Origin of the sequence: Lamprocystis purpurea DSM 4197 (assembly GCF_000379525.1) — a bacterium.
Classification (GTDB): domain Bacteria; phylum Pseudomonadota; class Gammaproteobacteria; order Chromatiales; family Chromatiaceae; genus Thiodictyon; species Thiodictyon purpureum.
This window is the reverse complement of the sequence record NZ_KB902555.1, coordinates 1-24,797: the sequence shown is the minus strand read 5'-3', so window position 1 is coordinate 24,797 and position 24,797 is coordinate 1. Positions and strand designations below refer to the sequence as shown.

Genomic DNA, 24,797 nt, shown 5'->3' with positions numbered 1-24,797 from the left:
AAAGAAGCCGAATACCTGGCCCTGGAAGCCGAGATCGCCCGCCTGCGCCTGGACGTCCGCGCCCTGCACGCCGACGCGGCCGCGGACCTCGACCCAAACGTTTGAACCCGTCGTTCCGGCAGGATGCCGGAACCCAGTGCCAGCCAGGACCATCGCGCAACCGTGGGCGGCGTGCTGGTTGCGGGTGACCGTCCCTGGCACTGGGTCCCGGCATCCTGCCGGGACGACTGCGCCCGTGAGGGCGCTTTGTCTGCACGGGATTCCATGACTGATACGACCCTGCTCGACCCCAAGAACGATTTCGTTTTCAAGACGCTCTTCGCCGATGCCCCGGACCTGCTCGCCGCGCTGATCAACGCCGTGCGCCCCGACGAAGCACCGATCACCGTGATTGACGTGCTCAATCCCCGGATCGACCCGGACGCCTTGGCGGGGAAATTCATCGTCCTCGACCTGCCGGCACAGGATGCCCAGGGGCGGCGCTACAACATCGAAATGCAGATCAGGCGCTACAACGCCTGGAGCGCCCGCAGCGCCTATTACCTGGCACGGACCCTCACCGAGCAACTCAAGAGNGGCGACGACTACCGGTGCCTCAAATCCGTGATTGGCATCCATCTGCTCGACTTCGAACTCTTCGAGGCTGCGGACCAGCAGGCGCAAGCCGTGTGGTGCTTCGAGTTACGTGACCGTCAGCAACCACACGTCATCCTTGGGAACGAACGACAATTGAATCTCATCGAACTGCCCAAGGCCGATCGGCTGGGTCTGGCACACCCTGATCTTGCGGCCTGGGTCGCCTTCTTTGANCACTGGCAGGAGGAGCACACCATGGCCGCCATCGCCTATCCCCCCGTACAACAAGCGCTCACGCGCATCAAGGATCTCAGCGCCGATGCGGAAACCCGGCGACTCGCGTTCGTGCGTGAACGCGCCTTGCATGATGAAGTGACCGAACTTCGTGCTGAGCGAGAACAAGGAAAGTTAGAAGGCAAGATCGAGGGCAAGATCGAGGGCAAGATCGAGGGCAAGATCGAGGGAAAGATCGAGGGAAAGATCGAGGGCAAGATCGAGGGTAAGCGCGAAGGTCTTGAAGAGGCCCTGGCCCGGCTGATCCAGAGCGGTATAACCGAAAGCCAGGCACGGCAGATACTGGGACTCTGAGCGGTTCACCGCGCGGTCCGTCGTTCCGGCACGATGCCGGAACCCAGTGCCAGGACGGCACCTCTCAGCCACAACGGTGCCCCAAGCACAAACCAAGCGCCGCCGCCGCGCCCCCGCCCCACCGGCCGCCGCGGATCTCACAGCCCGTCGTTCCGGCAAGGATGCCGGAACCCAGTGCCAGGCAGGGCCGTCGCGCGACTGTCAGCGATTTGCTGGTTGCGGGTTACCGTCCCCCTGGGTCCCGGCCTCCGAGCCGGGACGACGCAAATCGCGGTTCACGGCGCAGCCCGTCGTTCCGGCAAGGATGCCGGAACCCAGTGCCACGGACGGTACCGCTCAGCCAGCCCGGTGCCCCAAGGACAAACCAAGCGCCGCCACCCGCGCTGGGATCTCGTCCGCCTTGACCGCCGGCAAGTACCCTGGACCATGGACCACGACCACAATTTCAAGAACCTGATCGTCGACTACCCGCGCGAGTCCATCGCCTTCTTCGCTGCGGTTGAGGCCCACGCGGTCGATGCGGGCGCGCGGATCCTGCCGTTGCGCGAAGAACAACTCAAAGAGCGCTTGGGCGAGCGCTTTCGCGAACTGGACGTGCCCTTGCTGGTCGAATGGCCGGATGGTCGGCGGGCGGCCCTGGTGTTCGTGTTCGAGGAAGAAACCGACCCCAAGCGTTTTTCGCTCCACCGTCTGGCCCATTATTGTCTCGATCTGGCCGAGCTGTACGCCACCGACCGCGTCGTCCCGGTGGTCATCTTTTTGCGTGCCGGTCAGTTCGCTGCGGCGCTCAGGCTCGGCAGCGAAACCGCTGCCTATCTGGAGTTTCGCTACATCGCTTGCGCCTTGTTCCGCCTCCCGGCCCGCGCGCACTTGCACAGCCGCAATCTGGTGGCTCGCCTGAATCTGCCGAACATGGCATACACCCCTCAGGAGAAGCTCGAAGTGTATGCGCAAGCCATGCGCGGCCTGCTCGAGCTGGAGCCGCACCCCGAGAAGCGGTTGAAATACGCCGGTTTCGTCGATATCTACGCTGGCCTGGACGACCATGAACGCGCACTTTATAGGCAACGCTATCCGCAAGAGGCTGCTGCAATGACTGGATTCGCGGAACACTTTATCCAGCAGGGCATCCAGCAAGGTATCCAGCAAGGTATCCAGCAAGGTCTGGCGTTGGGCGTCGAGGCCGAGCGTCGGCTCCTGCTGCACATGGTCAAGCAGCGTTTCGGTGCAGCGACCGCCGAGCGCAGCGCTCCGTTGCTGCAACGCATCGCCGACCTCCACACGCTGGAGGCATTGGGCGAGGTTGTGTTCGACAGCGCCGACGAAGCCGACTGGCTGGCCGCAGTGACCCAAGCAGGGGCCTGACGTCACACCCGTCGTCGGTTACCCGGTGGGGAGCGGCCTCCGGCCGCGATGGGGCCGCGCCGAATGCCGCTGTATTCGGGGTATCGCCTCGCGGCCGGAGGCCGCCGCTCCCACGGGGGATCTTCCTCATCCGGGGGACCTCCCTGACTGGCCGCTCGCTCCCGCTCGCCCGCCCGCCCAAGGCTTGGACTCCTGGCGAGTGTCGCGGCGAACAGCGACCCGTCTCCCGCGCCTGGGCGACGACGCCAGCCAAACGGCCAAATCACCTTGCCGCCGCGCCTCACCCGCGTTAGCATAGCAAGCCGTTTAAGGGCTGAACAAATAGTGCGAACCAATGACCTCGGCCATGCCCGCCACTGACAGGGTAGGGCGGTAGCGTGTCCGCACCCGTTTGACCGCTCCGCACGGGTCGCCTCACGTCCCCACCAGCCCCAACGGCCTTCGCACCCCGCTGTCCTGCCCCCCATCGACCGGTGCCACCCCAACCGGAGGCCGACGCTTTAGCGGGCGGCGCCCCGCACCCAACTGAGGCCTCAACCTCCGGCTGGCCGTGCAGGTATCGCGTTCGGACGTGATCATCGGGGCGGGTTTCAAACCCGCCCCTACCTGCCTGAAGGTCTGTCTGGATATCCGGTGCGAACGCGATACAACGTGATCCCGACCGCACCGAAGCCCCCAAGAGCCGGCCCCGCCATGAGCGAAGACCGCCACTTCCACGCCCTGCGNCTGCTGCAAGCCAACCCGGAGCTTTCCCAGCGCGCCCTGGCCCGCGAACTGGGCGTCAGCGTCGGCGCCGCCAACTACTGCGTGCGTGCCCTGGTCGAGAAAGGCTGGATCAAGATGCAGAACTTTCGCACCAGCAAGGACAAACGGGCCTACGCCTACCTGCTCACCCCGCACGGCATCGAGCAAAAAGCGCAGCTCACCCTGCGCTTCCTCCAGCGCAAAGAAGCCGAATACCTGGCCCTGGAAGCCGAGATCGCCCGTCTGCGCCAGGACGTCCGCGCCCTGCACGCCGGCCCGGCTCCGGACCTCGACCCGAACGCTTGACCCCGGCGTTTCGGTAGGGTGCCGGAATCCAGTACCAGGCAGGGCCATCGCGCAACTGTGGGCGGTGTGCTGGTTGCGAGTTACCGTCCCTGGCACTGGGTCCCGGCCTCCAAGCCGGGACGACGCAGATCGCGGTTCACCGCGCTATCCGTCGTTCCGGCAGGATGCCGGAACCCAGTGCCAGGACGGCACCTCTCAGCCACACCGGTGCTCCAAGCACAAACCAAGCGCTGCCGCCGCGCCCCCGCCCCACCGGCCGCCGCGGATCGCGCAGCCCGTCGTTCCGGCAAGGATGCCGGAACCCAGTGCCAGGACGGCACCTCTCAGCCACAACGGTGCTCCAAGCACAAACCAAGCGCTGCCGCCGCGCCCCCGCCTCACCGGCCGCCGCGGATCGCGCAGCCCGTCGTTCCGGCAAGGATGCCGGAACCCAGTGCCACGGACGGTACCTCTCAGCCAGCACCGCGCCGCCAGCCTCGCCAACCATCACTCCGGCAGCGCCAATCAAACCGACGACAACGAACCATGTCCTACTCCCTCAGGAAACGCATCCTCGTCACCGGCGGCGCCGGCTTCCTCGGCAGCCATCTCTGCGGGCGTCTGCTCGCCGAAGGCAACGACGTCATCTGTCTCGACAACTTCTTCACCGGCACCAAGGACAACATCGCCCATCTCCTCGATAACCCATATTTCGAGCTGATGCGCCACGACGTTACCTTTCCGCTCTATGTCGAAGTCGACGAGATCTATAACCTGGCCTGCCCGGCCTCGCCGATCCACTATCAATTCGACCCCGTGCAGACCACCAAAACCAGCGTGCACGGCGCCATCAACATGCTCGGCCTGGCCAAGCGGGTCAAAGCCAAGATCTTCCAAGCCTCCACCAGCGAGGTCTACGGTGACCCCATCGTCCACCCCCAGCCCGAAAGCTACTGGGGCCACGTCAACCCCATCGGTACCCGCTCCTGCTACGATGAGGGCAAACGCTGCGCCGAGACGCTTTTCTTCGATTACCGCCGTCAGCACGGTTTGAGCATCAAGGTCGCCCGCATCTTCAACACTTACGGTCCGCACATGCACCCCAACGACGGCCGCGTTGTCTCCAACTTTATTGTCCAAGCCCTGCGCAATCAGCCCATCACCATCTATGGTGACGGCACCCAAACCCGCTCCTTCTGCTACGTGGACGACCTCATCGACGGCTTCATCCGCTTCATGGCCAGCCCCGACGACTTCACTGGACCCGTCAACCTCGGCAACCCCGGCGAACTCACCATGATCGAGCTCGCCGAGGCTATTCGCGACCTCACCGGCTCCTGTTCACCTTTGATCCAAGCAGCCCTTCCGCAGGACGACCCGCGTAAACGCCAGCCCGACATCACTCTGGCCAAGGCGCATCTTGACTGGGAACCAACGGTTTCCTTGCGGGCAGGGCTCAAGCCCACCATCGCCTATTTTGAAGCACTGCTAAACCGCTAATCCTAATAGTTTTGCATTCCTCTTCCGTGAGCAAAAACCCCTTCCGCGACATCCCGCACTACCTCAGCGTCTTCCAGGCCTATCTTGGCGCGCGAATGTATCTGATCTTTGCGCTGACCCTGATCGCAGCGCTGTCGGAGGGCTTTGGTATTCTCATGTTACTGCCGCTGTTGCAGGGGCTCGATAGCGGTGCCGCAGAACAGGTCCCAGGGATCGGCCAGTTATTTAGTGATCTTCTCGCCTACCTAGGTTGGGGAGTGGGCAGTGTCCCTGTACTCTTCGTCATTACCATCGCCTTTATCGTCAAAGGCGGGCTGACGTTTGGCGCCCTTGGCTACAACGCCTATTTACGTGCGCAACTGTTACGCGAACTGAAAGGCCGCCTGTTCGACGACTACAGCCGCATGAGCCACTGGTATTACACCCAGCGCGACACGGGGCATTTCATCAATGTCATCAACGAACAAATCACCCAGACACTAAACGCCTTCAAGTCCCTGGTGCAACTGGGTTCGCAATTAGTCACCACTGGTGTTTACCTTGCCTTGGCCTTCGCCGTCGCCTGGCGCTTTGGTCTGATGGCGCTGGTGTTAGGTGTCGGTTTGCTGCTGTTATTCCGCTGGCTCAACGTCTATGTGCGTGTGTTGTCGCGCAAGACAGTCGCCGAGAGTGGCCATCTTGCCAAGTTGCTGATTCAGTTCCTGCACGCTTTCAAATACCTCACCGCCACCGGCCAAGCGCGGCACCTGCGCACCACGGTCACCGCCTCCATCGGCCGGTATACCGACTATGAAATGCGCCGGGGCATCGTGGAAAGCTTCACCCTCGCCGTACGTGAGCCCGTGTTGGTGGTCATTCTCATGCTCCTCGTGGTGGTGCAATTGCTCCTGCTCAACCAACCGCTAGCCCCCATCTTGGTCTCGATACTGCTGTTTTATCGGGGTTTGAATGCGATTCTAGGCATCCAGGCTTACTGGCTGGCCACCCTGTCGCAGATCGGCAGTCTCGAATTGGTTCGTGACGAATTCGCCGCGCAGCATCAACATTGCGAGCCGGACGGCTTTCAGGCCGTGCCGCCGCTATCCCGTGGCATTACCTTCCGCCACGTATATTTTCGGTATGACCCTGCGCTGCCCGACGTGATCAGTGACATCAGCCTGGAGATACCGGTGCGCACCTCGGTCGCACTCGTTGGCGAGTCTGGCGCCGGCAAATCCACCATCGTCGACCTGATCACGCTGATGCTCAAACCCAATCTGGGGCAAGTGCTGATCGACGGCGTCCCAGCCGACGAGGTTCAACTAGCTAGTTGGCGCAGCCAAATCGGCTATGTATCCCAGGAGACCGTTGTTTTTGACGACTCGATCGCCAATAACATCTGCATGTGGGAGGGTAATCCGCAACAAGACCTAGGGCTCCTCGAGCGCATTCAGGATGCCGCCCGACAAGCTCATGTCGCTCATTTCATCGACACACTTCCGGGTGGCTATCAAACCCTGGTCGGCGATCGCGGGGTACGTCTGTCTGGTGGACAGCGTCAACGTCTGTTCATCGCCCGAGAACTGTTCCGTAAACCCAACCTGCTGATACTCGACGAAGCAACCAGCGCGCTCGATTCCGAGTCTGAGCGCTATATCCAGCAGAGCATCGATGACCTCAAGGGCCGCATCACCGTCGTTATCATTGCGCATCGACTGTCCACCATTCGCAATGTCGATTACATCTACGTTTTCGACCAAGGTCATGTCGTCGAACACGGACCCTATCAACATCTGCGCGACGCGCACGACTCCCGTTTCGGCAAGCTTATCGCCATGCAGTCGCTATGAGCTCCCGGAAGAATAGCGCTTCTTCTGCGCACCCCAGGCCATTCAAGCTAGATGTGAACAACAACTGTGTTCCCATGAGCAACAATACGATCCAGATCGGTCCGCGTATCATCGGCCGCGGCCAACCAGCTTTGCTGATTGCCGAAGTCTCGCAAAGTCACGACGGCTCGCTCGGCATGGCTCATGCCTTCATTGATGCAGCAGCCGAGGCGGGCGCCGACGCGATCAAGTTCCAGACCCATATCGCCGCTGCCGAATCCACCCTAGACGAACCCTTCCGTGTCAAGTTCTCACGTCAGGACGACACCCGTTATGCCTACTGGCAGCGCATGGAGTTTACCCCCAGCCAATGGGCTGGACTGGCGCAGCATGCTAAGGAAAGGGGCCTTGTCTTCCTTAGCTCTCCTTTTTCCATCGCGGCAATCGAGTTGTTGAAGAGCCTGGAGATGCCCGCCTGGAAAGTGGGATCGGGCGAAGTTCTCTCGCGCGACCTTCTTGACGCCATGCTAGCGGCCGGCGGCCCTATTCTGCTCAGTACAGGCATGAGCCGCTGGGATGAGATCGACCGCACAGTTGCCGATCTGCGCGTCCGCCAAGCGACAGTTGCAGTCCTGCAGTGCACCAGCCAATACCCAACTCCACTGGAACAGGTTGGTTTGAACGTGCTTGATGAGATGCGCCAACGCTACGCCTGCCCGGTCGGCTTATCCGACCACACCGGGACGCCCTTTCCTGCACTTGCAGCGTTAGCGCGCGGTTGCGATCTTATCGAACTGCATGTCACTTTTGACCGCCGCCTCTTCGGCCCAGACGTGTCGGCCTCAGTGACCTTTGAGGAACTCGCGTTTATCCGCACGGCGCGCGACCGCTTCGCGCAGATGGATCAACACCCGGTCGATAAAGACCGACTGGCCGAACAGCTTACGCAAATGCGCTCCACTTTCGGTAAGAGCCTTGCTCCGGCCCGGCCACTCACCGCTGGCACTACGCTAACCCGCGATCAGCTCACGCTGAAAAAGCCAGCTATTGGCATTCCCGCCGATGACCTCGGGGAAGTCATCGGCCGCCGCCTGGCCCGTAATGTCACACCGGACCGCTTACTCACCTGGGAAGATCTTCAAACATGACGCGAAAGGTTTGTGTCGTTGTCAACAGCCGCGCCAATTACGGCCGTATCAAGAGTTTCCTGCGCGCCGCCCAGGAGCATCCCGATCTGGAGTTGCAACTCATCGTCGGCGCCTCGGCGCTGCTCTACCGCTTCGGCGAAGTCATCAAGGTCATGCGTGCGGATGGGTTCGAACCCAACAGCGTCGTGCACTCCATCGTCGAAGGCGAGACCCCGACCACCATGGCCAAATCCACTGGCCTGGCCATCGTCGAACTGGCCACGCACTTCGAGAATCTCAAGCCGGATGTGGTGCTAACCGTCGCCGACCGCTTCGAAACCATGGCCACCGCAATCGCGGCCAGCTATATGAACATCCCACTCGCCCATACCCAAGGCGGCGAGGTTACCGGCTCCATTGACGAGAGCGTCCGCCACGCGATCACCAAACTCGCGCATATTCATTTTCCGGCCACGGCTCGCGCGCGCGAATTTCTCATCCGCATGGGCGAGGACCCCGCCACCGTGCACCTCACCGGCTGTCCCGCCATCGACCTCTTGACGGACATTGACCTCTCCATGCCGCCCGACCTGTTCGAACGTTATCTAGGCGTTGGCGCGCACCTCGATCCAGTCAAGCCCTATATCGTTGTCCTCCAGCATCCGGTGACCACCGAATACGGCCAAGGCTTCGCCCAGATCAACCAGACCCTGCAAGCTATCGCGGCCATCGGACGCCGGGGGATGCAAGTCGCTTGGCTCTGGCCGAATGTCGATGCCGGCTCGGACGATGTCGCCAAAGGGCTGCGGGTATTCCGAGAGAAATATCAGCCGGATTACATCCATTTCTACCGTAACTTTTCCCCGGAAGACTATGCGCGCCTCATCAACAATGCGCAGTGCATCGTGGGTAATTCCTCCTCCGGATTGCGTGAAGGCGCCTTTCTCGGCGTACCTTGTGTCAATATTGGCAGCCGCCAAAGCGGGCGCGAGCGCGCAGCGAATGTGCTGGACGTCCCCTATGCAGCGGAGGCGATTCAGGCCGCCATCGAAACGCAACTCGCCCACGGGGGTTACGCACGCTCCTACTTGGTGGGTGATGGGACGGCGGGGCGGCAAATCGCCGAGATCCTCGCGCATACTCCGTTGACGATCCAAAAGCTCATTAACTATGTAGCCGAGGGGAGCGCCCCATGACGGTCATCCATCAAGGCTTTGTCGTGCTTTGGCTAAATGGCAAGTCATCCGCGCAAGGCTATTTGGCGACTTGAGGACGGCTTTCTATGAGTGCAGAAATAGGGCAAGGCAGTGACAGGTCAACGACCACGCTGCGTATAGCGAACCATCGCATAACCGTAAGCACAGCAGTCAACGATAAGTCCGCAACAGAGGCAGGCATGGCCACGCTGTTGCGTTTGCCAAAAGCTTCGGTAGCCGGCTATGTCCTGGAAACCCCGGATCCTCACGTGGCCCAGGTACGCATTAGCGAGACGGATAAGGATTACCTGATTGCCCTGAACGAACTGGATATGGCCAAGGCGCTTCTGCAAGAACGTCCTGCGGATCAGGTTTTTGATCGTGGTGCGATAGCCGTGAAAGCGGAATTGGGCCAAGCGCCGCTGGTACCGACCATCCTGGCCGACGTCTTAGCCTTACCCTATCAGGCCAGGCTACAGCTGCATCCGGATACAAGCCTGGAGGTGGCATTACAAAACGCCCGATCGTTGATTCAACCGATACTCTCAACGCCCGCCGATCTGTTGGAGCAATTGGTTGCAAAATACGAGCAGGGGACAAGAGATTGCCAAACAGCCTGTGTGTTTCTGTCAGCGGGTTGGGACTCAAGGCTTGAAATTTGTCTTGTTCGGGCAGCCATGGGCGAGGCTGGAACCATTTATGCCTTGCATATTTATACGAGTGATCCTGAGCTGGATATTGCGCGCAGAGTCGCAGAGGAAGTCGGTGCCACATTGCTAGTCTATGATGCCGCCGGATTATTGCAGGTCGGTTTGCAGTGGTACAGGCTGATAAATCGTCTCGGACTGGAATCGACCTGGCGGCCGACGGTGCCCATTTATGGAACCATTATAGCTGCCGCAGTTCACCGCTTAGGCACTTGTTGCGTTTTCGGCTTTACCTCATATCCCCTCAAGGGCCGCCATTACGATGAGCCAGTGACAAGTCACCCCCCATGCAGTGGCCGTGTGAGAGTCTTAGGCTCGTCGAAAGCACAGGAATTGTTGGCGGATCAACGCCAAAAGCAGGTCGCCATCAATAGCCAAGGGTTCCTTTGGAAAGCACTTGCTAATATGTCAAAAGGATGGCCAGATGCACCGCGCAGAGATTATATAAATTGGACGGCTCAATATGGCTATGCTTATTCGCATCGCACTCGTTCGCTGTCATTTCTCGGGCAGCAATCCCCGTTTGCGGAAAGCGATATCCTATCGGCGTTTATGGGGCTTGAGGCTCAAGATAAGGTCGGGATCACCTTCATTCGGGGCGCCCTGAATGCACTCAATGCCAAGGTGAGTGAGATTCCAGTACTGGCTTCCAGTGGCGATGTGAGCCAGAAAATCACGACGCCCGCCGGTATTCTGCAAAGCGCCGAGCCAACCATAAATAAGTTGTCCCCGCTCGGGGGATATCCGGTGGGCCTATCGGCAATACATACCGCAAGTTTAACGACAGAGACCGATATTTATGCCGCCGCTTTTTCGGGGCGGTCAATTTTATTGCGTGCCGAGTTGGTTAAGGCGTCTTTGGCCAGAGAAGTATTGGATTTTGGGATTTCTATGGGTGGGCCCTACTTGGTAAACAGCGTGCAGTTGGCGGAGTTCCTGAAACGATGCCAGGATTAATCTTCACTTGCAGACATAACGTCATCTGCTGAATGTGCGCCGACAATAAAGACGATGAACGATAAACCGCTGATAGGTCGATTTCGCGCCGTGTGGCTAAACGGAGTCGGGAAATGCTAAACCCCTTGGCCATCATCCCTGCCCGTGGCGGATCAAAAGGCGTCCCACGCAAGAACCTGCAATTGGTGGGGGGCAAGCCACTCATCGCTTGGACGATTCTTGCCGCTCAACAGAGCGCCCTCGTGCAGGATTACTGGGTTTCCACCGATGATGCCGAGATCGCGGCGGTCGCCAGAGATTGGGGCGCTGCAGTGTTTGGCCGGCCAGCGGCCATCGCGGGCGATCGTTCGCCGATGATCGAAGTCATCGCGCATGCCCTGGAAACCGCCGAGTCGGTCAAGGGGCGCCCGTATGCCACTGTCCTCCTGTTGCAACCCACCGCTCCCTTGCGGCTGGCGGAAGATATCGACGGCGCGCTGTCCGCGTTGGAAAAGAGCGCTGCCGATAGCGTCATCAGCGTTTATCGCGTGGAAGATGCGCATCCGGCCCGCATGTACCGGCTTGAGAACGAACTCCTCGTCCCCTTGCATCCGGAGCCGCCGGGCTCGCTGCGCCAGGATCTGCCTGCCGTATATCATCGGAACGGTGCCATTTATGCGGCTACCCGCCGCCTTATCGTCGAAGGGCGGCGCTTGTGGGGCGGCCGTATTTGCCCCTTTATCATGCCCAAGGAGCGCTCCATCAATATCGACGATCCGCAGGATCTATTCATTGCCGACTGCTTGCTGAGCCGGGGTAACCAGTGACGGAAGAACCGCGACCGGTGATTATGAACGCCGAACCGGATGGTTATTCGGTTGCAGCGCGGGATGTACTGTCCGCTTTTGCTGACGTTCGTGAAGTCACCGCCAGGCGTCAAGAGTTGTTGACTGCATTGGGCGGGGCCGACGGTTTGATCGTGCGGCTGGGACACCGCGTCGACGAGGAATTGTTGGCGGCCGCCCCACGGCTGCGGATGGTCGCCACCGCCACCACCGGTCTCAATCACATTGATCTGAAGGCTGCCGCGCGCCATGGCGTGACAGTGCTCAGCCTCAAGGGCGAAACCGCGTTCCTCGATACGGTGACCGCCACCGCCGAGCATACCTGGGGGTTATTACTGGCGCTTGTTCGTCACTTACCCGGCGCCTTGACGCAGGCGATGGCAGGCCGATGGGAACGGGATCAGTTCAAGGGCCGGGAACTCAGCGGCTTGACCCTCGGCATCGTTGGCTATGGCCGCCTTGGAAGGATGGTAGCGGGTTATGGCCGGGCTTTTCGTATGCGCATCCTCGCCGCTGACCCCAGCCCGATTAGCCAGGATGCGGGTATTTCCTACCTGCCTCTGCCCGCCGTGCTGGCCGGGGCCGATGTCGTCAGTGTGCATGTGGCCCTCAACCCGGAGACCGATGGTCTGCTGGATACCACTGCCTTCGCCCAGATGAAATCCGGCACCTATCTCGTAAACACCTCACGGGGCGAGATACTGGATGAATGCGCGCTCCTCAAGGCCCTGGAATCCGGGCGGCTGGCGGGCGCGGCGCTTGATGTGTTGCGCGATGAAGTCGCCTCGGGGCAAACCATGCCCGCCAACCACCCTTTGCTGACCTACGCCCGCACCCATGACAATTTATTGATAACGCCCCACATCGGTGGCGCTACCACGGATGCTATGCATAAAACCGAAGTCTTCCTGGCTAATAAAATCCGCTGTTTCTATTGTGGCGAACATGAAAATGACTATTCAACTTAATTGTATTTAACCCTTTGTCAGTTCAACAATGCAAGGCAGTAATAAGCGAATTATAGCAAATGTGAATAAACCTATAGAAAGCAAAATTAGCACGGCGGCAGGAATGGATATGCTAGCGATTGAATCCTTCGCCTGGACTCCGCATTTGGAAACGGGTGCCGAAATATGCCTAACGGAGGCCAGGAAAGACCGGGCCGTGGGCTACTGCTATATTCATTCCGACAACCCGGATTATACCTTCTCACGGCGAGTGCGATTGTTTGGCACCTCCATCCACTATAAGGTAGCAACGTTGCAGCGTATTCTGAGGAGAGAGGGTATCCAAATAGTGAAGCCCCTCAATCTCGGAAAAGTCACTGTACAACAAGCCAGACAGTTTTCCTTAGGATTGCCTGACACCTTGCAGGAACTGAAGGCTCTCCACTATAAAGAGGGCGCGTTGGGTTTAGGTGCGGCATCGTCCTTGATCTCCAAGCAGCGCGATTGTTCTCCAGGCATTTTCGAAAATGCGTCGATAGTCCGCCGGTATTTATACTCCTCGGCTGTTATATTCGAAAAGACTCGCGCGTTAATTCAGCATTACAAGCCAAAAAGTGTTTTGCTGTTTAACGGACGATTTGCCTGTACCAAGGCGATACTGGAAGCGGCAAAGCTGGAAGGTGTTCCCGTGGTATTTCATGAGCGGGGCGGAACTAAAGACCTGTATCGCCTATACACGAGACCGCCACATGATGTAGCTCATCGTCGGGACATCATTCAGGCTTTTTGGCAGGAAGCACCTGAGGGCCGGGAGGCAATGGCTCGCCAGTTTTTTTTGCGTAGAATAAATAAGGAGGCGATTGGCTGGAAGAGTTTTGTAGAAGAGCAGCAACCAGGCTTAATCCCGACCCGCCAGGCGATGCGTCGTCTGGTCTATTTCTCTTCCAGCGATGATGAGAATGCGGCGGTGGGTGACTTGATAACCCATCCGCTGTTTAAGGATCAACGTGAAGCCATCGTGTTTTTGATTGGCTGGGCGATTCAACAACCGTCATTGGAGTTAATTATCCGTGTTCATCCACATTTAAAAGATAAATTCAAAAGCGATAGACTGTGGTGGGAGAGTCTCAGCGGCGCCAATATTACCGTAATTCCGGCATCGCATCCAACCGACAGTTATGCGTTGGCGGAGTCGGCTGATATTGTCATTAATTATTGTTCGACCATTGGCGCGGAAGCGGCGTTTATGGGCCGCCCAGTTATCCTGTTGGGTGATACCGGATATCGGAGTTTGGGGTGTGTCTATGAACCAGAAGACATTACTGGTTTACTAGCGCTGCTTGAGCATCCCGCTTTGCCCGCGCTCCCAATAGACGCTTGCTTGCCGTATGGGTATTATTGCTTGGCCTACGGCATCCGCTTTGAGTTTTATCGGCCTGAGACTATTTTTAAGGGAAGGCTTCTGGGTACAGAATTAGCTGTCGAACGCCCATGGAAGAGAGCATACATGCGCGTGATCAAGCACTGGAAGAATCGCAAGAGCACCGCTTAAAGGCGAATAATGTGAACGATACCTCAATAGTTGCTGCCAAGGGGTACCGGCTCAGCTTGGTTGATAGAATTATACAGGCAAACCCACCATGACTAGAAACCCCATTGCCTACATCGTCTTTAATCGCCCGTGCCAGACCAAGCAAACCTTCGAGGTCGTCCGTGGGCAACGCCCCGAGAAACTCTTCATCATTGCCGACGGCCCCCGTTTTGGCCATCCAACAGACACCGAGCGCTGTGCTGAGGTGCGCGCCATCGTCGAGCAGGTAGACTGGCCGTGCGACGTGTATCAGAACTTTTCGGATGACAACTTAGGCTGTAAGCGACGGGTGAACAGCGGGCTCGATTGGGTCTTTAGCCAAGTCGAGCGCGCCATCGTTTTGGAAGATGATTGCGTACCACACCCGGATTTTTTTTCCTTCTGCGATACCCTGCTGGATCGCTATGCCGACGACGATCGGGTATGGGTCATTACCGGCGATAATTTCCAGAACGGGCAGAGGCGCGGCAACGGTTCCTATTACTTTTCCAAGTACAATCACGTCTGGGGTTGGGCGACTTGGCGGCGTGCTTGGCAGCGGAATGACGGGAGCCTGTCTTTCTGGCCAGCGTGGCAGTCCTCGGCAGATTGGCGAGCCAAAATGCCCGATGCGGTGGAGCGGCGATACTGGGAGGCGACTTTCAACCGTGCCCATGCTGAATTGATCGACACTTGGGATTACGCATGGTCTGCTAGCGTCTGGTACCACGGCGGCCTCATCGCCACGCCTAATGTCAATTTGGTCAGTAACATCGGGTTCGGTGCTGACGGAACCCACACCACCGCCAGCACCAGCAACCTAGCAGAGGTACCGACACATCCCTTGGGCGAACTCACCCATCTGCTGCAGGTCGTGCAAGACGTCGCCGCCGATAAGTATGTCTTTAACCATCACTTCGGCGGCAGAAATCTTCGATTTCCTCGATCTTTGCTGGGGCTGCCACGGCGGGTAGGCGGGACGCTGTACCGCCAACTGAAAAGGAGCTTTACCGGATGAACGATCGCAGGATGTATTTCGCGCGTGACTGGGAGTCTTTTCGGGTGCAGGGGCAATGGATCAAACCGAATACACCCGGCGGCTCGCATTGGTATCAAGAGTCGCCCTCATGCGGGGAAGTGTGAAGGACTTTGCAATTGCAAGTAATCGACGATAACCGAAAACTCTATACGAAGATGCTTTCAGTGACGAGGACAGTGAGAACAAAGCATCGTCGGTGCGTCACACGGAGCGCATAACGCAATGAACACAGGTGCGAATGGTATCGCCTGTCGGGTATGTCACTCGCAGTCCGAGGCTCTGTGGACGGGTACGCTTCTGAAGCGACACGCCGTTCGCTACTTTGAATGCACATCTTGCGGGTACATTCAAACCGAATCCCCATACTGGCTAGAGGAAGCATACGCCGATGTGATCAATGCTAGCGATACCGGGATCATGTCCAGAAACTTGGGGAATGCACGCATAGTGTTTGCGACATTGTTGGCTTTAGGTCAGATGAAGGCAAGTGTTTTAGATTACGCAGGCGGTTATGGGATCTTGGTTCGCCTGCTGCGCGATATCGGAATAGATGCGCTGTGGTCTGATCGGTACTGCAGGAACTTGCTTGCGCGGGGCTTTGAGTTCTCAGAATCGAGTCAAGGAAAAGCAATCACCCTGGTAACCGCATTCGAAGCATTAGAACATTTTGTTTCGCCCACAGAAGAGCTGGAGACAATGTTTAGTATTTCCCCTAACGTCTTATTATCAACGAAGTTGCTTCCGCTTAATGCGCCTGCGTTTGAGGATTGGTGGTACTACGGTGCCGAACATGGCCAGCATATCGGATTCTTTCGATTTCAGACTTTAGAATTCATTGCCAAGAAGTTCTCAAAAGTATTAATCAGCGATGGAGATAGCTATCATCTGTTTGTCGAGGGTCGTTGTTCTGATGTGAAATGGCGATTTCTGAAAAAGTCCAGGCTCTTTCTTCCGCTCCTTATTTGGGCGAGCGCGCGTTTAGGATCAAGAACCTGGTCGGATCACTTGCTTCAAGCTGGAAAAACGAAATGAGGATTGCGTTTGACCATCAAATATTCTGCAGGCAGATTTTTGGTGGGGTCTCAAGATATTTTACCCGCTTGGCGAGTAAGTTGGTTATTTCAGGTGAGGCAATACGAGTCTTTGCTCCAGTGTATTGCAATCAGTACTTGAAGGAATTAAATAGGGGGGTTGTTAATGGATTCTATTTCGAGCGATCTCCTTTCGCAGCATCTTCTATAGGGACCGGGTTTAATCATTATCTATCGCGGATCCAAATACGCTCATGGCAGCCACAGATAATACATGAAACGTACTATTCTCCGAAAACGATAGGTACCCGAGGCAGCGCCGTATTTTTAACTGTCTATGATATGATTCACGAGAAATTCCCGTCTGAATTTTCGGCTAACGATCCCACCAGTCGATTCAAACTGACAGCAACCAAGCGCGCGGACCATGTAATTTGTATTTCAGAGTCTACGAGGAATGATCTTCTGGAACTTTTTTCTCTTCCTGAGGAGAAAGTATCAGTGGTACATCTGGGCTACGAGCCCCTCGGTGGAGCGGCGTTGCCATTAAGCGATACCGCGCTCGATACAAAGCCGTATCTCCTTTACGTTGGGGCGAGACGCGGATATAAAAATTTCTTCAGATTTCTTGAAAGCATTAGCATTTCTAGGCTCTTAAGTGGTTTTGACGTTGTTGCGTTCGGTGGCGGAGTCTTCGCCGCGGACGAAAGTCGCCGAATTGCGGAACTTGGCTTTCGTCCGGGTCAAGTCAGGCACAAATGCGGTAATGATCATGCCTTGGGACGCTGTTACAGCGGAGCCGCTGCGTTCGTCTATCCATCGCTGTATGAGGGCTTCGGTCTGCCTCCGCTTGAGGCAATGGCCTTTGGTTGCCCTGTGGTGAGCAGTAATACAAGTTCAATGCCTGAAGTGATCGGAGATGCTGGCGAATTCTTTAATCCCACATCGCTCGACGACATGCGGTCTGCGATTGAACGTGTTGTGTTTTACCCGACTCAGCGCGCGGTCCTGCGGCAGCGAGGCGCGGCGAGGCTGCAACGCTTTTCTTGGGAAGCATGTGCGGCGCGCACTTTGGAATCCTATCGTAGGCTAACGTAAAAGCGATGGCTAAGCGAGCACTGATCTGTGGAGTTGGCGGTCAAGACGGCGCCTATCTGGCGCGGCTTTTGCTGGAAAAAGGCTATGTGGTTTCTGGGACTTCGCGCGATGCACAGGGAAATAGATTCCATAATCTCACGCGTCTCGGCGTACGGGAAGACGTTAAAACGATCTCAATGGATCCGGAGGACTTCAGGAGCGTGCTGGTTGCCGTGAAAAAGACGGTACCGGATGAAGTGTATTTTCTATCCGGGCAGTCCTCTGTGGGCCTTTCTTTTGAAGAACCGGTCGAGACCATACAGAGCATTGCGTTAGGTACTTTGAATCTCCTTGAAGCGTGCCGGATGACGGATAGGGCATTTCGTCTGTACAGCGCCGGATCAAGTGAGTGTTTTGGTGATACGGGCGGTGTTCCTGCGGCAGAAGGGACAAGATTTTGTCCGCGTAGTCCTTATGCGGTTGCTAAGGCGTCGGCGTTCTGGTTAGTAAACAACTACCGAGAAGCTTACAATCTGTTTGCATGTACAGGGGTTCTTTTCAATCATGAATCACCTCTCCGACCGGAACGTTTCGTGACGCAAAAAATTATTAAAACGGTTCAACGCATCACGACGAAATCGAGAGAACGACTAAAGTTGGGGAAGTTGGATATTTCGCGCGACTGGGGGTGGGCGCCTGAGTACGTAGATGCCATGTGGCGCATGTTACAGCAGAGTTCCGCAGATGACTACGTGATTGCTACAGGTAAGACACACAGCCTAAAGGATTTCGTTTCAATGGCGTTCGGCGCGGTAGGCCTCGCTTGGCAAGATTATGTCGATGAGGATACGGAGTTGTATCGTCCAACGGATTTGCTGGTGAGTCGGGCGGATCCTTCAAAAGCATTTGCAGAACTCGGGTGGAAGGTCACCTATGGACTTGATGATATTGTAAATCGGATGATTCAAGAGCGATTGTAGCGAGCAAGGGCTGAGTTTGTGATCAACGCGGTCGGGGTCAAGGCCGATTTAGTGTAGACCGACGGCCGAGAACAGGCGCTGGCCGGAGAGCACTTGGCCGGGTTGAGGGCCGATGAGCTTCGGCTCTAGGTCCTGGCTGCCGTGCCAGTTGGCTTCACGCCCTAGATGCGCTGGAGCAGCGGGATTTCGGTATGTTCGTTCCGGTCGCCTTCGGGCCTTGATCACGGTTCCGGCCATGCGGCCTCGTCGGGTGGACAAGCGCAGCGCAGTCCACCAGCGACGGCGCGGGATTCGGTGGACTGCGCTAGCGCTTGTCCACCCTACGGCCGGAACGACGGTCGAGGCCCGCCTTCGCCGTTGGCGTGGATGCCTTTGTGGGATCCGGTGCGGTCAACGCGGCAGTTCTCTTCGCGCTTGGGAGTGAAGGGGCGCACCCCAAATGTGCCGTCTATGGCGGCCCGCCTGCGCAACGCGGCGCTGCTGGTCACCTCACGGCAGGATGAGGCGGCATTTCCAAACAATGTGCATGTCTTTTCGGTAAGTCAAAATGAATTCGGTACGCGGGTCCGGTAACCTGGGAGCCGCGCGTCCATGGCGACCGTAAGGCCCGACGGTACTAGGGTCCAGACGAGCTGCCGAGACCGCGCGGGCGGCACGGTTGCTGGCCTGGTCACCAGTTAGCCCATCTTTAACAAGACCCCATCGGTTTAGCCGTTCAACTGGACGCTAGAACAATGAGGCTCATGGGGCGAAGTGTGTGGCGCCCTCGTGTGTCCCACGAGATGAATCAACCGGCTGGCCTTGATCATAAATCCGCCCAAAACCGAGCGCTGAACTCGGCCTTTGGTGTCGGGGAGGTTGGCAGGACCTCCGAACTTTCATACCCTTGGAAGTGCAAACTAACCCGGGGTAGTCAACAATGTCCGAAGATCCTGCCGCAACTGACTTTAGCCCAGATGCCAGGCGTTCGCCACCCGGCCGAGCCTGGTCGGCGAGCGGCGGTGTACGGTGAAGCACCGCACCCGCTTGGAGCGGGCGGAGCAACTCGGGCTCGCCGCTGGCCAGTTGGCGCAGGGACACCCGCTGCGGCAGGTGGCAGCGGAATTGGGGGTGGCGCGCAGTACGCTGCGCGGCTGGCGCGCGGCGGCGCCGTTGGCGGGGCTGCCCGCGGAGGTGGCGGCGTGCCTGGCGACCCCGGCGGGGGCGCAGTGGCTGCACCAATTGGTGGTGGTGATGCATTTGATCATCACCCTGCGGGCCGGCGCCGGGGTGCGGCTGGTGTGTGAGTTCCTGGAGTTGAGCGGGTTGTCGGCGGTCGTCGGGGCCTCCTACGGCTGCCAGTACGCGCTGACGGTGCAGCTGCAGGAGGCCGTGGCCACGCAGGCGCAGGAACAGCGGGTCGCCCTCGCCGTCGGCATGCCGGCGCAGGAGTTGACGGTCGCTGAGGATGAAACCTTTCACCCCGACGTCTGCCTGGTCGCCATCGAGCCGGTGTCGAATTTCATACTGCTGGAACAGTGCGCGCCCGATCGCACGGCGGCGACCTGGACGCAGGCCCTGGAGACGGCGCTGGCGGGGATGCCGGTGACCGTGATCCAAGGCACCAGTGATGAAGCCAAGGCGTTACGCCACCACCACGAGCAAGACCTCCGCGCCCAGCATTCCCCAGACCTATTCCATGCTCAGCATGCGGTGTCCAAGGGGACCAGTCTGCACCTGGCCCGCCAGGTCAGGCAGGCCAGCGCCGCCGTCGCCGCGGCCCAGGCGCTGGTGGACGCGGCGCGCGCCGCGCAACGGGCGGATGACGCGCAGGTCCCCCGTCCGCGCGGCCGACCACCGGCCTTCGCGGCCCGCAGCGACGCGGCCCTGACCGAACTGGTCGCGGCCGAAGCCGAACAGACCCAGGCCCTGGCCCGACAAACGCAAGCCCGTGAGCAAAGCCGTGAACTGGGCATCCTGTATCACCCCTACGACTTGGAGCGCGGCCAGGTGCAGTCCGTGGCGAAGGTCGCCGCCCGCTTCGCCGACGTGTGGGCGCGTCTGGCGCGCCTCGCCGACGCGGCCGACTTGCCCGCGCGCGCCCGCGAACACCTCGCCAAGGCGCAGCGCCTGACCGTGCCGTGGTTTGGCCACCCTGGCGTTCTTCTGGGCGCGCGTCCAGACCCGGGTCGACGCCCTGGACCTGGCACCCGACGTGGAGGAGGCGGTCCTGACCCAGTTGATCCCGGCCCTCTACCTGGAGCGGGTCGCGGGGCGCAGCACCCACGCCGACACCCGCCATCGACTCACGGCGCTGAGCGCACAGTTGCTCGAACCCTTGCGCCAACCGGCGCACCCGCTGCAAGCCCTGGCGCCCGCGCGCCGCGCACAGATCGAGACGGTCGCCGGGGGCTGTGCCGATCTGTTCCAGCGCAGTAGCTCGTGTGTGGAAGGGCGCAACGGCCACCTGTCGCTTTATCATCACGGCAGTCACCGCCTCAGCGACCGCAAGCTGGCGGCCCTGACGGCCATCCACAACTATTATGTCCGCCGCCCCGACGGCACCACCGCCGCCGAACGCTTCTTCGGGCGGGCTCACCCGGTGCTGTTCGACCACGTGCTGGCGCACGTCGATCTGCCGCCGCCAGCGCGGCGGCGGCGACCGCGACCGGTCAAGCGGCCTGCGCTGACGCTGGTGGCGGCGTGACGGGGGTGAGCGGAGTTATGATCAAGGCCCAACCGGCTTATGCCGGCCAGCCGTAGGCCAACCACACATTTGGCCTCATGAGCCGAGCATTCTCCATCGGAAAAATTCCCTATTTTACAAAACGCTCAACGGCGCCAAGGTCGGCGACCTGTTCATGAGTCTGATTCATACCGCGGAACTGCACCAGGTGGAGCCCTTTAACGATCTGGTGGCACTGCTGCGCCATGCCGCCGCGGTGGCCCTCGACCCTCCCGCCTGGATGCCGTGGAATTACACTACGGCGCTGGCGCGCCTTTCCGCCGACCCCGCCCCCCACCGGACTGATCCCGCGCCGAGCGCGCGTCGCGCGCCCACCGCACCCTGTCACGCTCCCGCCCAGCCGCGCCGGGGCGCTGGTGGCTGCTGATTGGGTGACTTGGCCAAAACGGTACCGCCAGTTCGGCCCAGGCTCGTCTGGCCCCCGGCCACGCTAGGCCTTCCAGTCGCCAAGGACGCGGGGCTTCCACGTTACCGGACCCGCGCGCGGGATTCATGCAGGCTTGCCGAAAGGACACGTCCAACCGCAGGGTCGCGGCGACCTTGGATACCCCATGGCGGGCGGCCAGCGCGACCGCCTGCGACCATAGGTCCTCGGGAATGCGGGCGCCCACGGGGGTGCCGGCGCGCCACTGCGCAAAGGCGGCGGCCGTCTGTGCCAGATCGGCCGTGGCGGCGGGTAGAGAGAGTGACATGCGGTGGAGCCTCCAGATGACGACATACGGGGCTCCCAGGCTACTGGGCTACGGACGGAATGTCATGCAGGCTTGCCGAAACGATAGGGCCAGCAGCGTGCCGGTCAACAACAACCTGCACATGGCGCCGGGTCGGTGCGGTGAACACGGGCGCAAACGAGAACGAAATCGGTACAATTGGGGCTGGCAGGTAGGGCATCCGCGCCGGTGTCTTGGTCAACCTCAGACAGTACTCTGTTGGTGGCCCGCCTGCCTCCCCCTGTGCATCGCCGACGGCCACGCCCGCCGGTGGATGGCGGCTGGCCGCGAGGATCGGCCACGACAACCCCCAGCTCAACACACACTTCGGTACTCCCGTGGCGTCACGTGCGGGACCTTCGCCCAGCTACGAAAATGGCCAAAGCCGATTCAAAACTCCTCTGAAAATCAGGATGTTTATGTTAACAGCAGTAAAAGTGAAGATCAGAAATTCGATCCATAAATTGGGCTGGGACTTGCACCGGTTATCTCCCATATTGAACCCTTATTGCCAATTCAAAAAAAGTCTTGAGCAGGTAAGGGTTGATTTGATCTTAGATATCGGCGCCAATACCGGCCAGTTTGGACTCGCCTTGCGTTCCGTAGGATACCGTCAGAAAATTGTCAGCTTTGAGCCACTGGCGGAACCGTATAAAGCCCTGGTTACCGTGGCTTCTCACGATCCTCTTTGGCGCGTGCATCCCCGATCAGCCATAGGCGACATAGATGGTGAGATCGAGATTAATGTCTCCGCAAACTCGGTCTCATCCTCGGTGCTGCCCATGTTAAGAGCCCATGAAATGTCTGCGGCAGGATCGGCCTATATCGCAACGCAACGGGTGCCCATCGCGCGATTAGACGCTGTCCTGCCGGGATATCTGGAGCCGAATAGCCGCTACTTTCTGAAGATCGACACCCAGGGTTTCGAGTGGCAAGTACTTGATGGCGCAAAGACTACCTTGGCGGCCGCACAAGGGGTTATGTGCGAGCTATCCTTGGTCCCGCTATACGACGGCCAACGTCTCTGGCGGGAGATTATCGAACGTCTGGAAGGCGCCGGCTTCACTCTATGGGCGATACAAAGAGGCTTCACTGATCGGCAAACTGGCCGTTCTATGCAGATGGATGGAATTTTTCTGCGGCTTGAGCGGGTTCACAACGGCGCAGCGCCATGACTCCTACACTACGAACTGAGCAGCCGCAATCCCCATTGGCCAACATAGGATAGAGTAACTCAAGGATGAACTTTATTCCAAGCGCAGCTTTGTATGTTCTGTCTCCCTACTTGGGTTTAATGGCACTATTTATCACAATATTAAAACATAAGGGGAGCGCTACGATCATCCACATATTTGTGGTGTTGCTTGCCCTTTATCTATCCTTCCTAAATGGAACCAGAGATATTAATTCCGGTGACATCAACTCATATTTGGACTATTTCTTGCAGGCCGCTTACGACGGCTTTTTTGAGCATCTCCAGTTTCATGGGTGGCGAGACCCGGTCTTCTTCGCTTATAACTACATAGCTTATCGTCTATTGGGTGGGAATTTTTATCTCTATATGGTGCTTACCACATTTATTATTTATTGGTTTTTTCTTTCAGCCGTAAAAATTGTAACGGAAAACTGTGGATTCAATCGCGAGTGGGTGGCATTTTTCCTTATCCTAGCGGCATTTTCTTTTGATTATTTTCACTGGACTGGGCACCTCATTAGACAGGTACTGGCATTCTCACTCATATTTTATGTCAATGTGAAATATATTTTTCACAAAAAGCTAAATACCGCGGTTGCGTTGCTAGCTTGCTTTACCCATGCGTCTGTTGCACTTTACCTGATCCCAATCGTTTGGGTGTGGTCTAGCAGACTCACCATCTTTAATCCTAAAATTTACCTTTCGTTAAGCCTCATCATCTTAGTCACAACTATCATTCTATCGAAACCCCTAGTGGACTATTTGAGCCTAGGTGCTCAGGTGTACGTTGGCTATGGATATGGTGATGGGTTCCGAGATAGTACAGATATTGATGCGACACGATACTCCATAATGAATGTGTTCATCTTTCTCTTGGCGGGCATGTCCTCGCTGCTTTTCTTGGAACGCCGTTCATCTGTTGCCGCCAAGGAGGCTGCAATCGTATACTTGCTGTACTTTAGTTTTATGATGGCGCTATATAGCCAAATAGCCGCTGCACCGCTGCTCGCTTATCGGCAGCAAGTAAATGTCAATCCATTCGTATTTCTCATAATTCCTGTTTTTCTAGCCAATAACAAGCATTTTGACCGGATAGTTAAACGGTTTCGCGCCCCCTGGCTCTTGATATTTGCTGTACTTTGGCAGCTACGCTTCTTCAAAAATTTTAGCAGTATAGGTAGGTATACGGGCGTATGGGAAGCATTATCAAACCCATGGCTGATGCCTTACTGAAGTGTCCGGTCTGAATGCTGGCGTAGCCCAAGCAGTTGGGGCTGTGGATCTTCGCACGGGCTCGGCCCGAGCTGGGTAAACCATTGGAATAGCTCGCAGCGCCACCCCGCCCGTCTAGTACCCTGCTCGAAAAGGTGGAAGTCGGCTCATGTATAACTCATCTATGCCTCGTCACCTGACGCCAATTCCACCCCGCGCCGCCTGCGAAAAGCGCCACAGCCCGAATGGCTCATGATGGATCATATCGAGGCACTATTTAATAACCGGACGCGCCTTAATGGCAATTTTTCTGGCATAGTCTACACTTAGAGTTAGGTTTCGAATTACGAGGAGAGTCGATCATGAGTAACGATTGGCTTAATGACGCAAGAAAGATTCCTGGCGAACCAATGAGCTATATTCGGAAACTGGCGGTCCAGTCTGTCGTCGAACGAAATTACTCGCCTGATTTGGTAGCTAGTGTATTGGGCCTTTCCCGTAGCTCAGTCTATGAGTGGGTAAACAAATACGAGAAAGCTGGCTATGATGCACTAAACACTCAAGATGCACCGGGGGCGGAACCGCGAATCACTGCCAAGATTGATACGTGGCTGAAGTCCATTGTTCTCTCAGA

At 58.0% G+C, this 24,797-nt stretch carries 22 protein-coding genes; 20 read left to right on the top strand and 2 right to left on the bottom strand.

Translation table 11 applies throughout. The features are described 5' to 3' along the window. The first annotated feature begins 123 nt into the window (after window positions 1-123). The 15 genes from A39O_RS0129100 to A39O_RS0129035 all read left to right on the top strand — a co-directional run bounded on the left by A39O_RS0129100 (window position 124) and on the right by A39O_RS0129035 (window position 18,321). Window positions 124-1,164, top strand: coding sequence for an Rpn family recombination-promoting nuclease/putative transposase (locus A39O_RS0129100; RefSeq protein WP_020508175.1), 1,041 nt, complete (start codon window positions 124-126; stop codon window positions 1,162-1,164). A gap of 426 nt (window positions 1,165-1,590) precedes the next feature. Further along, on the top strand, window positions 1,591-2,529 hold the full coding sequence (locus A39O_RS0129095; protein ID WP_020508174.1) for a hypothetical protein: 939 nt from the start codon (window positions 1,591-1,593) through the stop codon (window positions 2,527-2,529). A 693-nt stretch (window positions 2,530-3,222) separates the two neighbouring features. Beyond that, window positions 3,223-3,579 carry a MarR family EPS-associated transcriptional regulator gene (locus A39O_RS0129090; protein ID WP_020508173.1) on the top strand — a complete coding sequence of 119 codons (357 nt, stop codon included), beginning with the start codon at window positions 3,223-3,225 and terminating at the stop codon, window positions 3,577-3,579. Between the two features lie 525 nt (window positions 3,580-4,104). After that, window positions 4,105-5,058: a UDP-glucuronic acid decarboxylase family protein gene (locus A39O_RS0129085; protein ID WP_020508172.1), complete on the top strand. Its 954-nt coding sequence runs from the start codon at window positions 4,105-4,107 to the stop codon at window positions 5,056-5,058. Between the two features lie 26 nt (window positions 5,059-5,084). Then, window positions 5,085-6,887, top strand: a complete 1,803-nt coding sequence (locus A39O_RS0129080) for an ABC transporter ATP-binding protein (protein ID WP_020508171.1) — start codon at window positions 5,085-5,087, stop codon at window positions 6,885-6,887. A 74-nt stretch (window positions 6,888-6,961) separates the two neighbouring features. Then, window positions 6,962-8,014: an N-acetylneuraminate synthase family protein gene (locus A39O_RS0129075; protein ID WP_020508170.1), complete on the top strand. Its 1,053-nt coding sequence runs from the start codon at window positions 6,962-6,964 to the stop codon at window positions 8,012-8,014. After that, a complete protein-coding gene (gene neuC / locus A39O_RS0129070) occupies window positions 8,011-9,189 on the top strand; it encodes a UDP-N-acetylglucosamine 2-epimerase (protein ID WP_020508169.1) in 1,179 nt (392 codons plus the stop codon). Before A39O_RS0129075 ends, neuC begins: the two co-directional genes overlap by 4 nt. 200 nt (window positions 9,190-9,389) lie before the next feature. Then, on the top strand, window positions 9,390-10,853 hold the full coding sequence (locus A39O_RS0129065; protein ID WP_020508168.1) for a hypothetical protein: 1,464 nt from the start codon (window positions 9,390-9,392) through the stop codon (window positions 10,851-10,853). 113 nt (window positions 10,854-10,966) lie between these two features. Next, window positions 10,967-11,659: an acylneuraminate cytidylyltransferase family protein gene (locus tag A39O_RS0129060; protein WP_020508167.1), complete on the top strand. Its 693-nt coding sequence runs from the start codon at window positions 10,967-10,969 to the stop codon at window positions 11,657-11,659. After that, window positions 11,656-12,645, top strand: a complete 990-nt coding sequence (locus tag A39O_RS35730; RefSeq protein WP_169338511.1) for an NAD(P)-dependent oxidoreductase — start codon at window positions 11,656-11,658, stop codon at window positions 12,643-12,645. Before A39O_RS0129060 ends, A39O_RS35730 begins: the two co-directional genes overlap by 4 nt. A 28-nt stretch (window positions 12,646-12,673) precedes the next feature. Further along, window positions 12,674-14,176 (top strand): hypothetical protein, encoded by a 1,503-nt coding sequence (locus tag A39O_RS0129050; RefSeq protein ID WP_169338510.1) that lies wholly within the window; start codon window positions 12,674-12,676, stop codon window positions 14,174-14,176. An 88-nt stretch (window positions 14,177-14,264) separates the two neighbouring features. After that, window positions 14,265-15,212: a glycosyltransferase family 2 protein gene (locus A39O_RS0129045; RefSeq protein ID WP_020508164.1), complete on the top strand. Its 948-nt coding sequence runs from the start codon at window positions 14,265-14,267 to the stop codon at window positions 15,210-15,212. 468 nt (window positions 15,213-15,680) lie between these two features. After that, window positions 15,681-16,265 (top strand): class I SAM-dependent methyltransferase, encoded by a 585-nt coding sequence (locus A39O_RS39640; RefSeq protein ID WP_169338509.1) that lies wholly within the window; start codon window positions 15,681-15,683, stop codon window positions 16,263-16,265. Next, on the top strand, window positions 16,151-17,362 hold the full coding sequence (locus A39O_RS39635; RefSeq protein ID WP_211211755.1) for a glycosyltransferase family 4 protein: 1,212 nt from the start codon (window positions 16,151-16,153) through the stop codon (window positions 17,360-17,362). Before A39O_RS39640 ends, A39O_RS39635 begins: the two co-directional genes overlap by 115 nt. A gap of 5 nt (window positions 17,363-17,367) precedes the next feature. Continuing rightward, a complete protein-coding gene (locus A39O_RS0129035; RefSeq protein ID WP_020508162.1) occupies window positions 17,368-18,321 on the top strand; it encodes a GDP-mannose 4,6-dehydratase in 954 nt (317 codons plus the stop codon). Between the two features lie 947 nt (window positions 18,322-19,268). On the opposite strand, the gene A39O_RS43035 is transcribed toward A39O_RS0129035, so the two are convergent. Both A39O_RS43035 and A39O_RS43030 read right to left on the bottom strand, forming a co-directional pair. Next, window positions 19,269-19,568: a hypothetical protein gene (locus tag A39O_RS43035; protein WP_245562011.1), complete on the bottom strand. Its 300-nt coding sequence runs from the start codon at window positions 19,566-19,568 to the stop codon at window positions 19,269-19,271. Between the two features lie 424 nt (window positions 19,569-19,992). Beyond that, the gene (locus A39O_RS43030; RefSeq protein WP_245562010.1) at window positions 19,993-20,454 is read right to left on the bottom strand and encodes a hypothetical protein; all 462 of its coding nucleotides are present in this window, start codon (window positions 20,452-20,454) and stop codon (window positions 19,993-19,995) included. 61 nt (window positions 20,455-20,515) lie between these two features. Here A39O_RS43030 and A39O_RS43025 point away from each other — a divergent pair, with 61 nt between their 5' ends. From A39O_RS43025 to A39O_RS39625, 5 genes are all read left to right on the top strand, one after another. Next, window positions 20,516-21,007 carry a DUF6399 domain-containing protein gene (locus A39O_RS43025; RefSeq protein WP_245562012.1) on the top strand — a complete coding sequence of 164 codons (492 nt, stop codon included), beginning with the start codon at window positions 20,516-20,518 and terminating at the stop codon, window positions 21,005-21,007. 154 nt (window positions 21,008-21,161) lie between these two features. Then, window positions 21,162-21,413 (top strand): hypothetical protein, encoded by a 252-nt coding sequence (locus A39O_RS37275; RefSeq protein ID WP_020508158.1) that lies wholly within the window; start codon window positions 21,162-21,164, stop codon window positions 21,411-21,413. Between the two features lie 756 nt (window positions 21,414-22,169). Continuing rightward, on the top strand, window positions 22,170-22,931 hold the full coding sequence (locus A39O_RS0129015; RefSeq protein ID WP_040529068.1) for an FkbM family methyltransferase: 762 nt from the start codon (window positions 22,170-22,172) through the stop codon (window positions 22,929-22,931). A gap of 65 nt (window positions 22,932-22,996) precedes the next feature. Beyond that, window positions 22,997-24,184, top strand: coding sequence for an EpsG family protein (locus A39O_RS0129010; RefSeq protein WP_026199830.1), 1,188 nt, complete (start codon window positions 22,997-22,999; stop codon window positions 24,182-24,184). A 341-nt stretch (window positions 24,185-24,525) separates the two neighbouring features. After that, window positions 24,526-24,797: helix-turn-helix domain-containing protein (locus A39O_RS39625; RefSeq protein ID WP_157640508.1), on the top strand; the 272-nt coding region annotated here is incomplete at its 3' end.

What these genes read in the sequence shown, in the direction of transcription:
- A39O_RS0129060 (WP_020508167.1), top strand. Translation starts at nt 10,967, where the DNA reads ATGCTAAACCCCTTGGCCATCATCCCTGCCCGTGGCGGATCAAAAGGC.
- A39O_RS0129065 (WP_020508168.1), top strand. Translation starts at nt 9,390, where the DNA reads ATGGCCACGCTGTTGCGTTTGCCAAAAGCTTCGGTAGCCGGCTATGTC.
- A39O_RS0129050 (WP_169338510.1), top strand. Translation starts at nt 12,674, where the DNA reads ATGCAAGGCAGTAATAAGCGAATTATAGCAAATGTGAATAAACCTATA.
- A39O_RS0129045 (WP_020508164.1), top strand. Translation starts at nt 14,265, where the DNA reads ATGACTAGAAACCCCATTGCCTACATCGTCTTTAATCGCCCGTGCCAG.
- A39O_RS0129095 (WP_020508174.1), top strand. Translation starts at nt 1,591, where the DNA reads ATGGACCACGACCACAATTTCAAGAACCTGATCGTCGACTACCCGCGC.
- A39O_RS0129035 (WP_020508162.1), top strand. Translation starts at nt 17,368, where the DNA reads ATGGCTAAGCGAGCACTGATCTGTGGAGTTGGCGGTCAAGACGGCGCC.
- A39O_RS39635 (WP_211211755.1), top strand. Translation starts at nt 16,151, where the DNA reads ATGGCGATTTCTGAAAAAGTCCAGGCTCTTTCTTCCGCTCCTTATTTG.
- A39O_RS0129010 (WP_026199830.1), top strand. Translation starts at nt 22,997, where the DNA reads ATGAACTTTATTCCAAGCGCAGCTTTGTATGTTCTGTCTCCCTACTTG.
- neuC (WP_020508169.1), top strand. Translation starts at nt 8,011, where the DNA reads ATGACGCGAAAGGTTTGTGTCGTTGTCAACAGCCGCGCCAATTACGGC.
- A39O_RS0129075 (WP_020508170.1), top strand. Translation starts at nt 6,962, where the DNA reads ATGAGCAACAATACGATCCAGATCGGTCCGCGTATCATCGGCCGCGGC.
- A39O_RS0129085 (WP_020508172.1), top strand. Translation starts at nt 4,105, where the DNA reads ATGTCCTACTCCCTCAGGAAACGCATCCTCGTCACCGGCGGCGCCGGC.
- A39O_RS43035 (WP_245562011.1), bottom strand. Translation starts at nt 19,568, where the DNA reads ATGATCAAATGCATCACCACCACCAATTGGTGCAGCCACTGCGCCCCC.
- A39O_RS0129015 (WP_040529068.1), top strand. Translation starts at nt 22,170, where the DNA reads ATGTTTATGTTAACAGCAGTAAAAGTGAAGATCAGAAATTCGATCCAT.
- A39O_RS37275 (WP_020508158.1), top strand. Translation starts at nt 21,162, where the DNA reads ATGAGTCTGATTCATACCGCGGAACTGCACCAGGTGGAGCCCTTTAAC.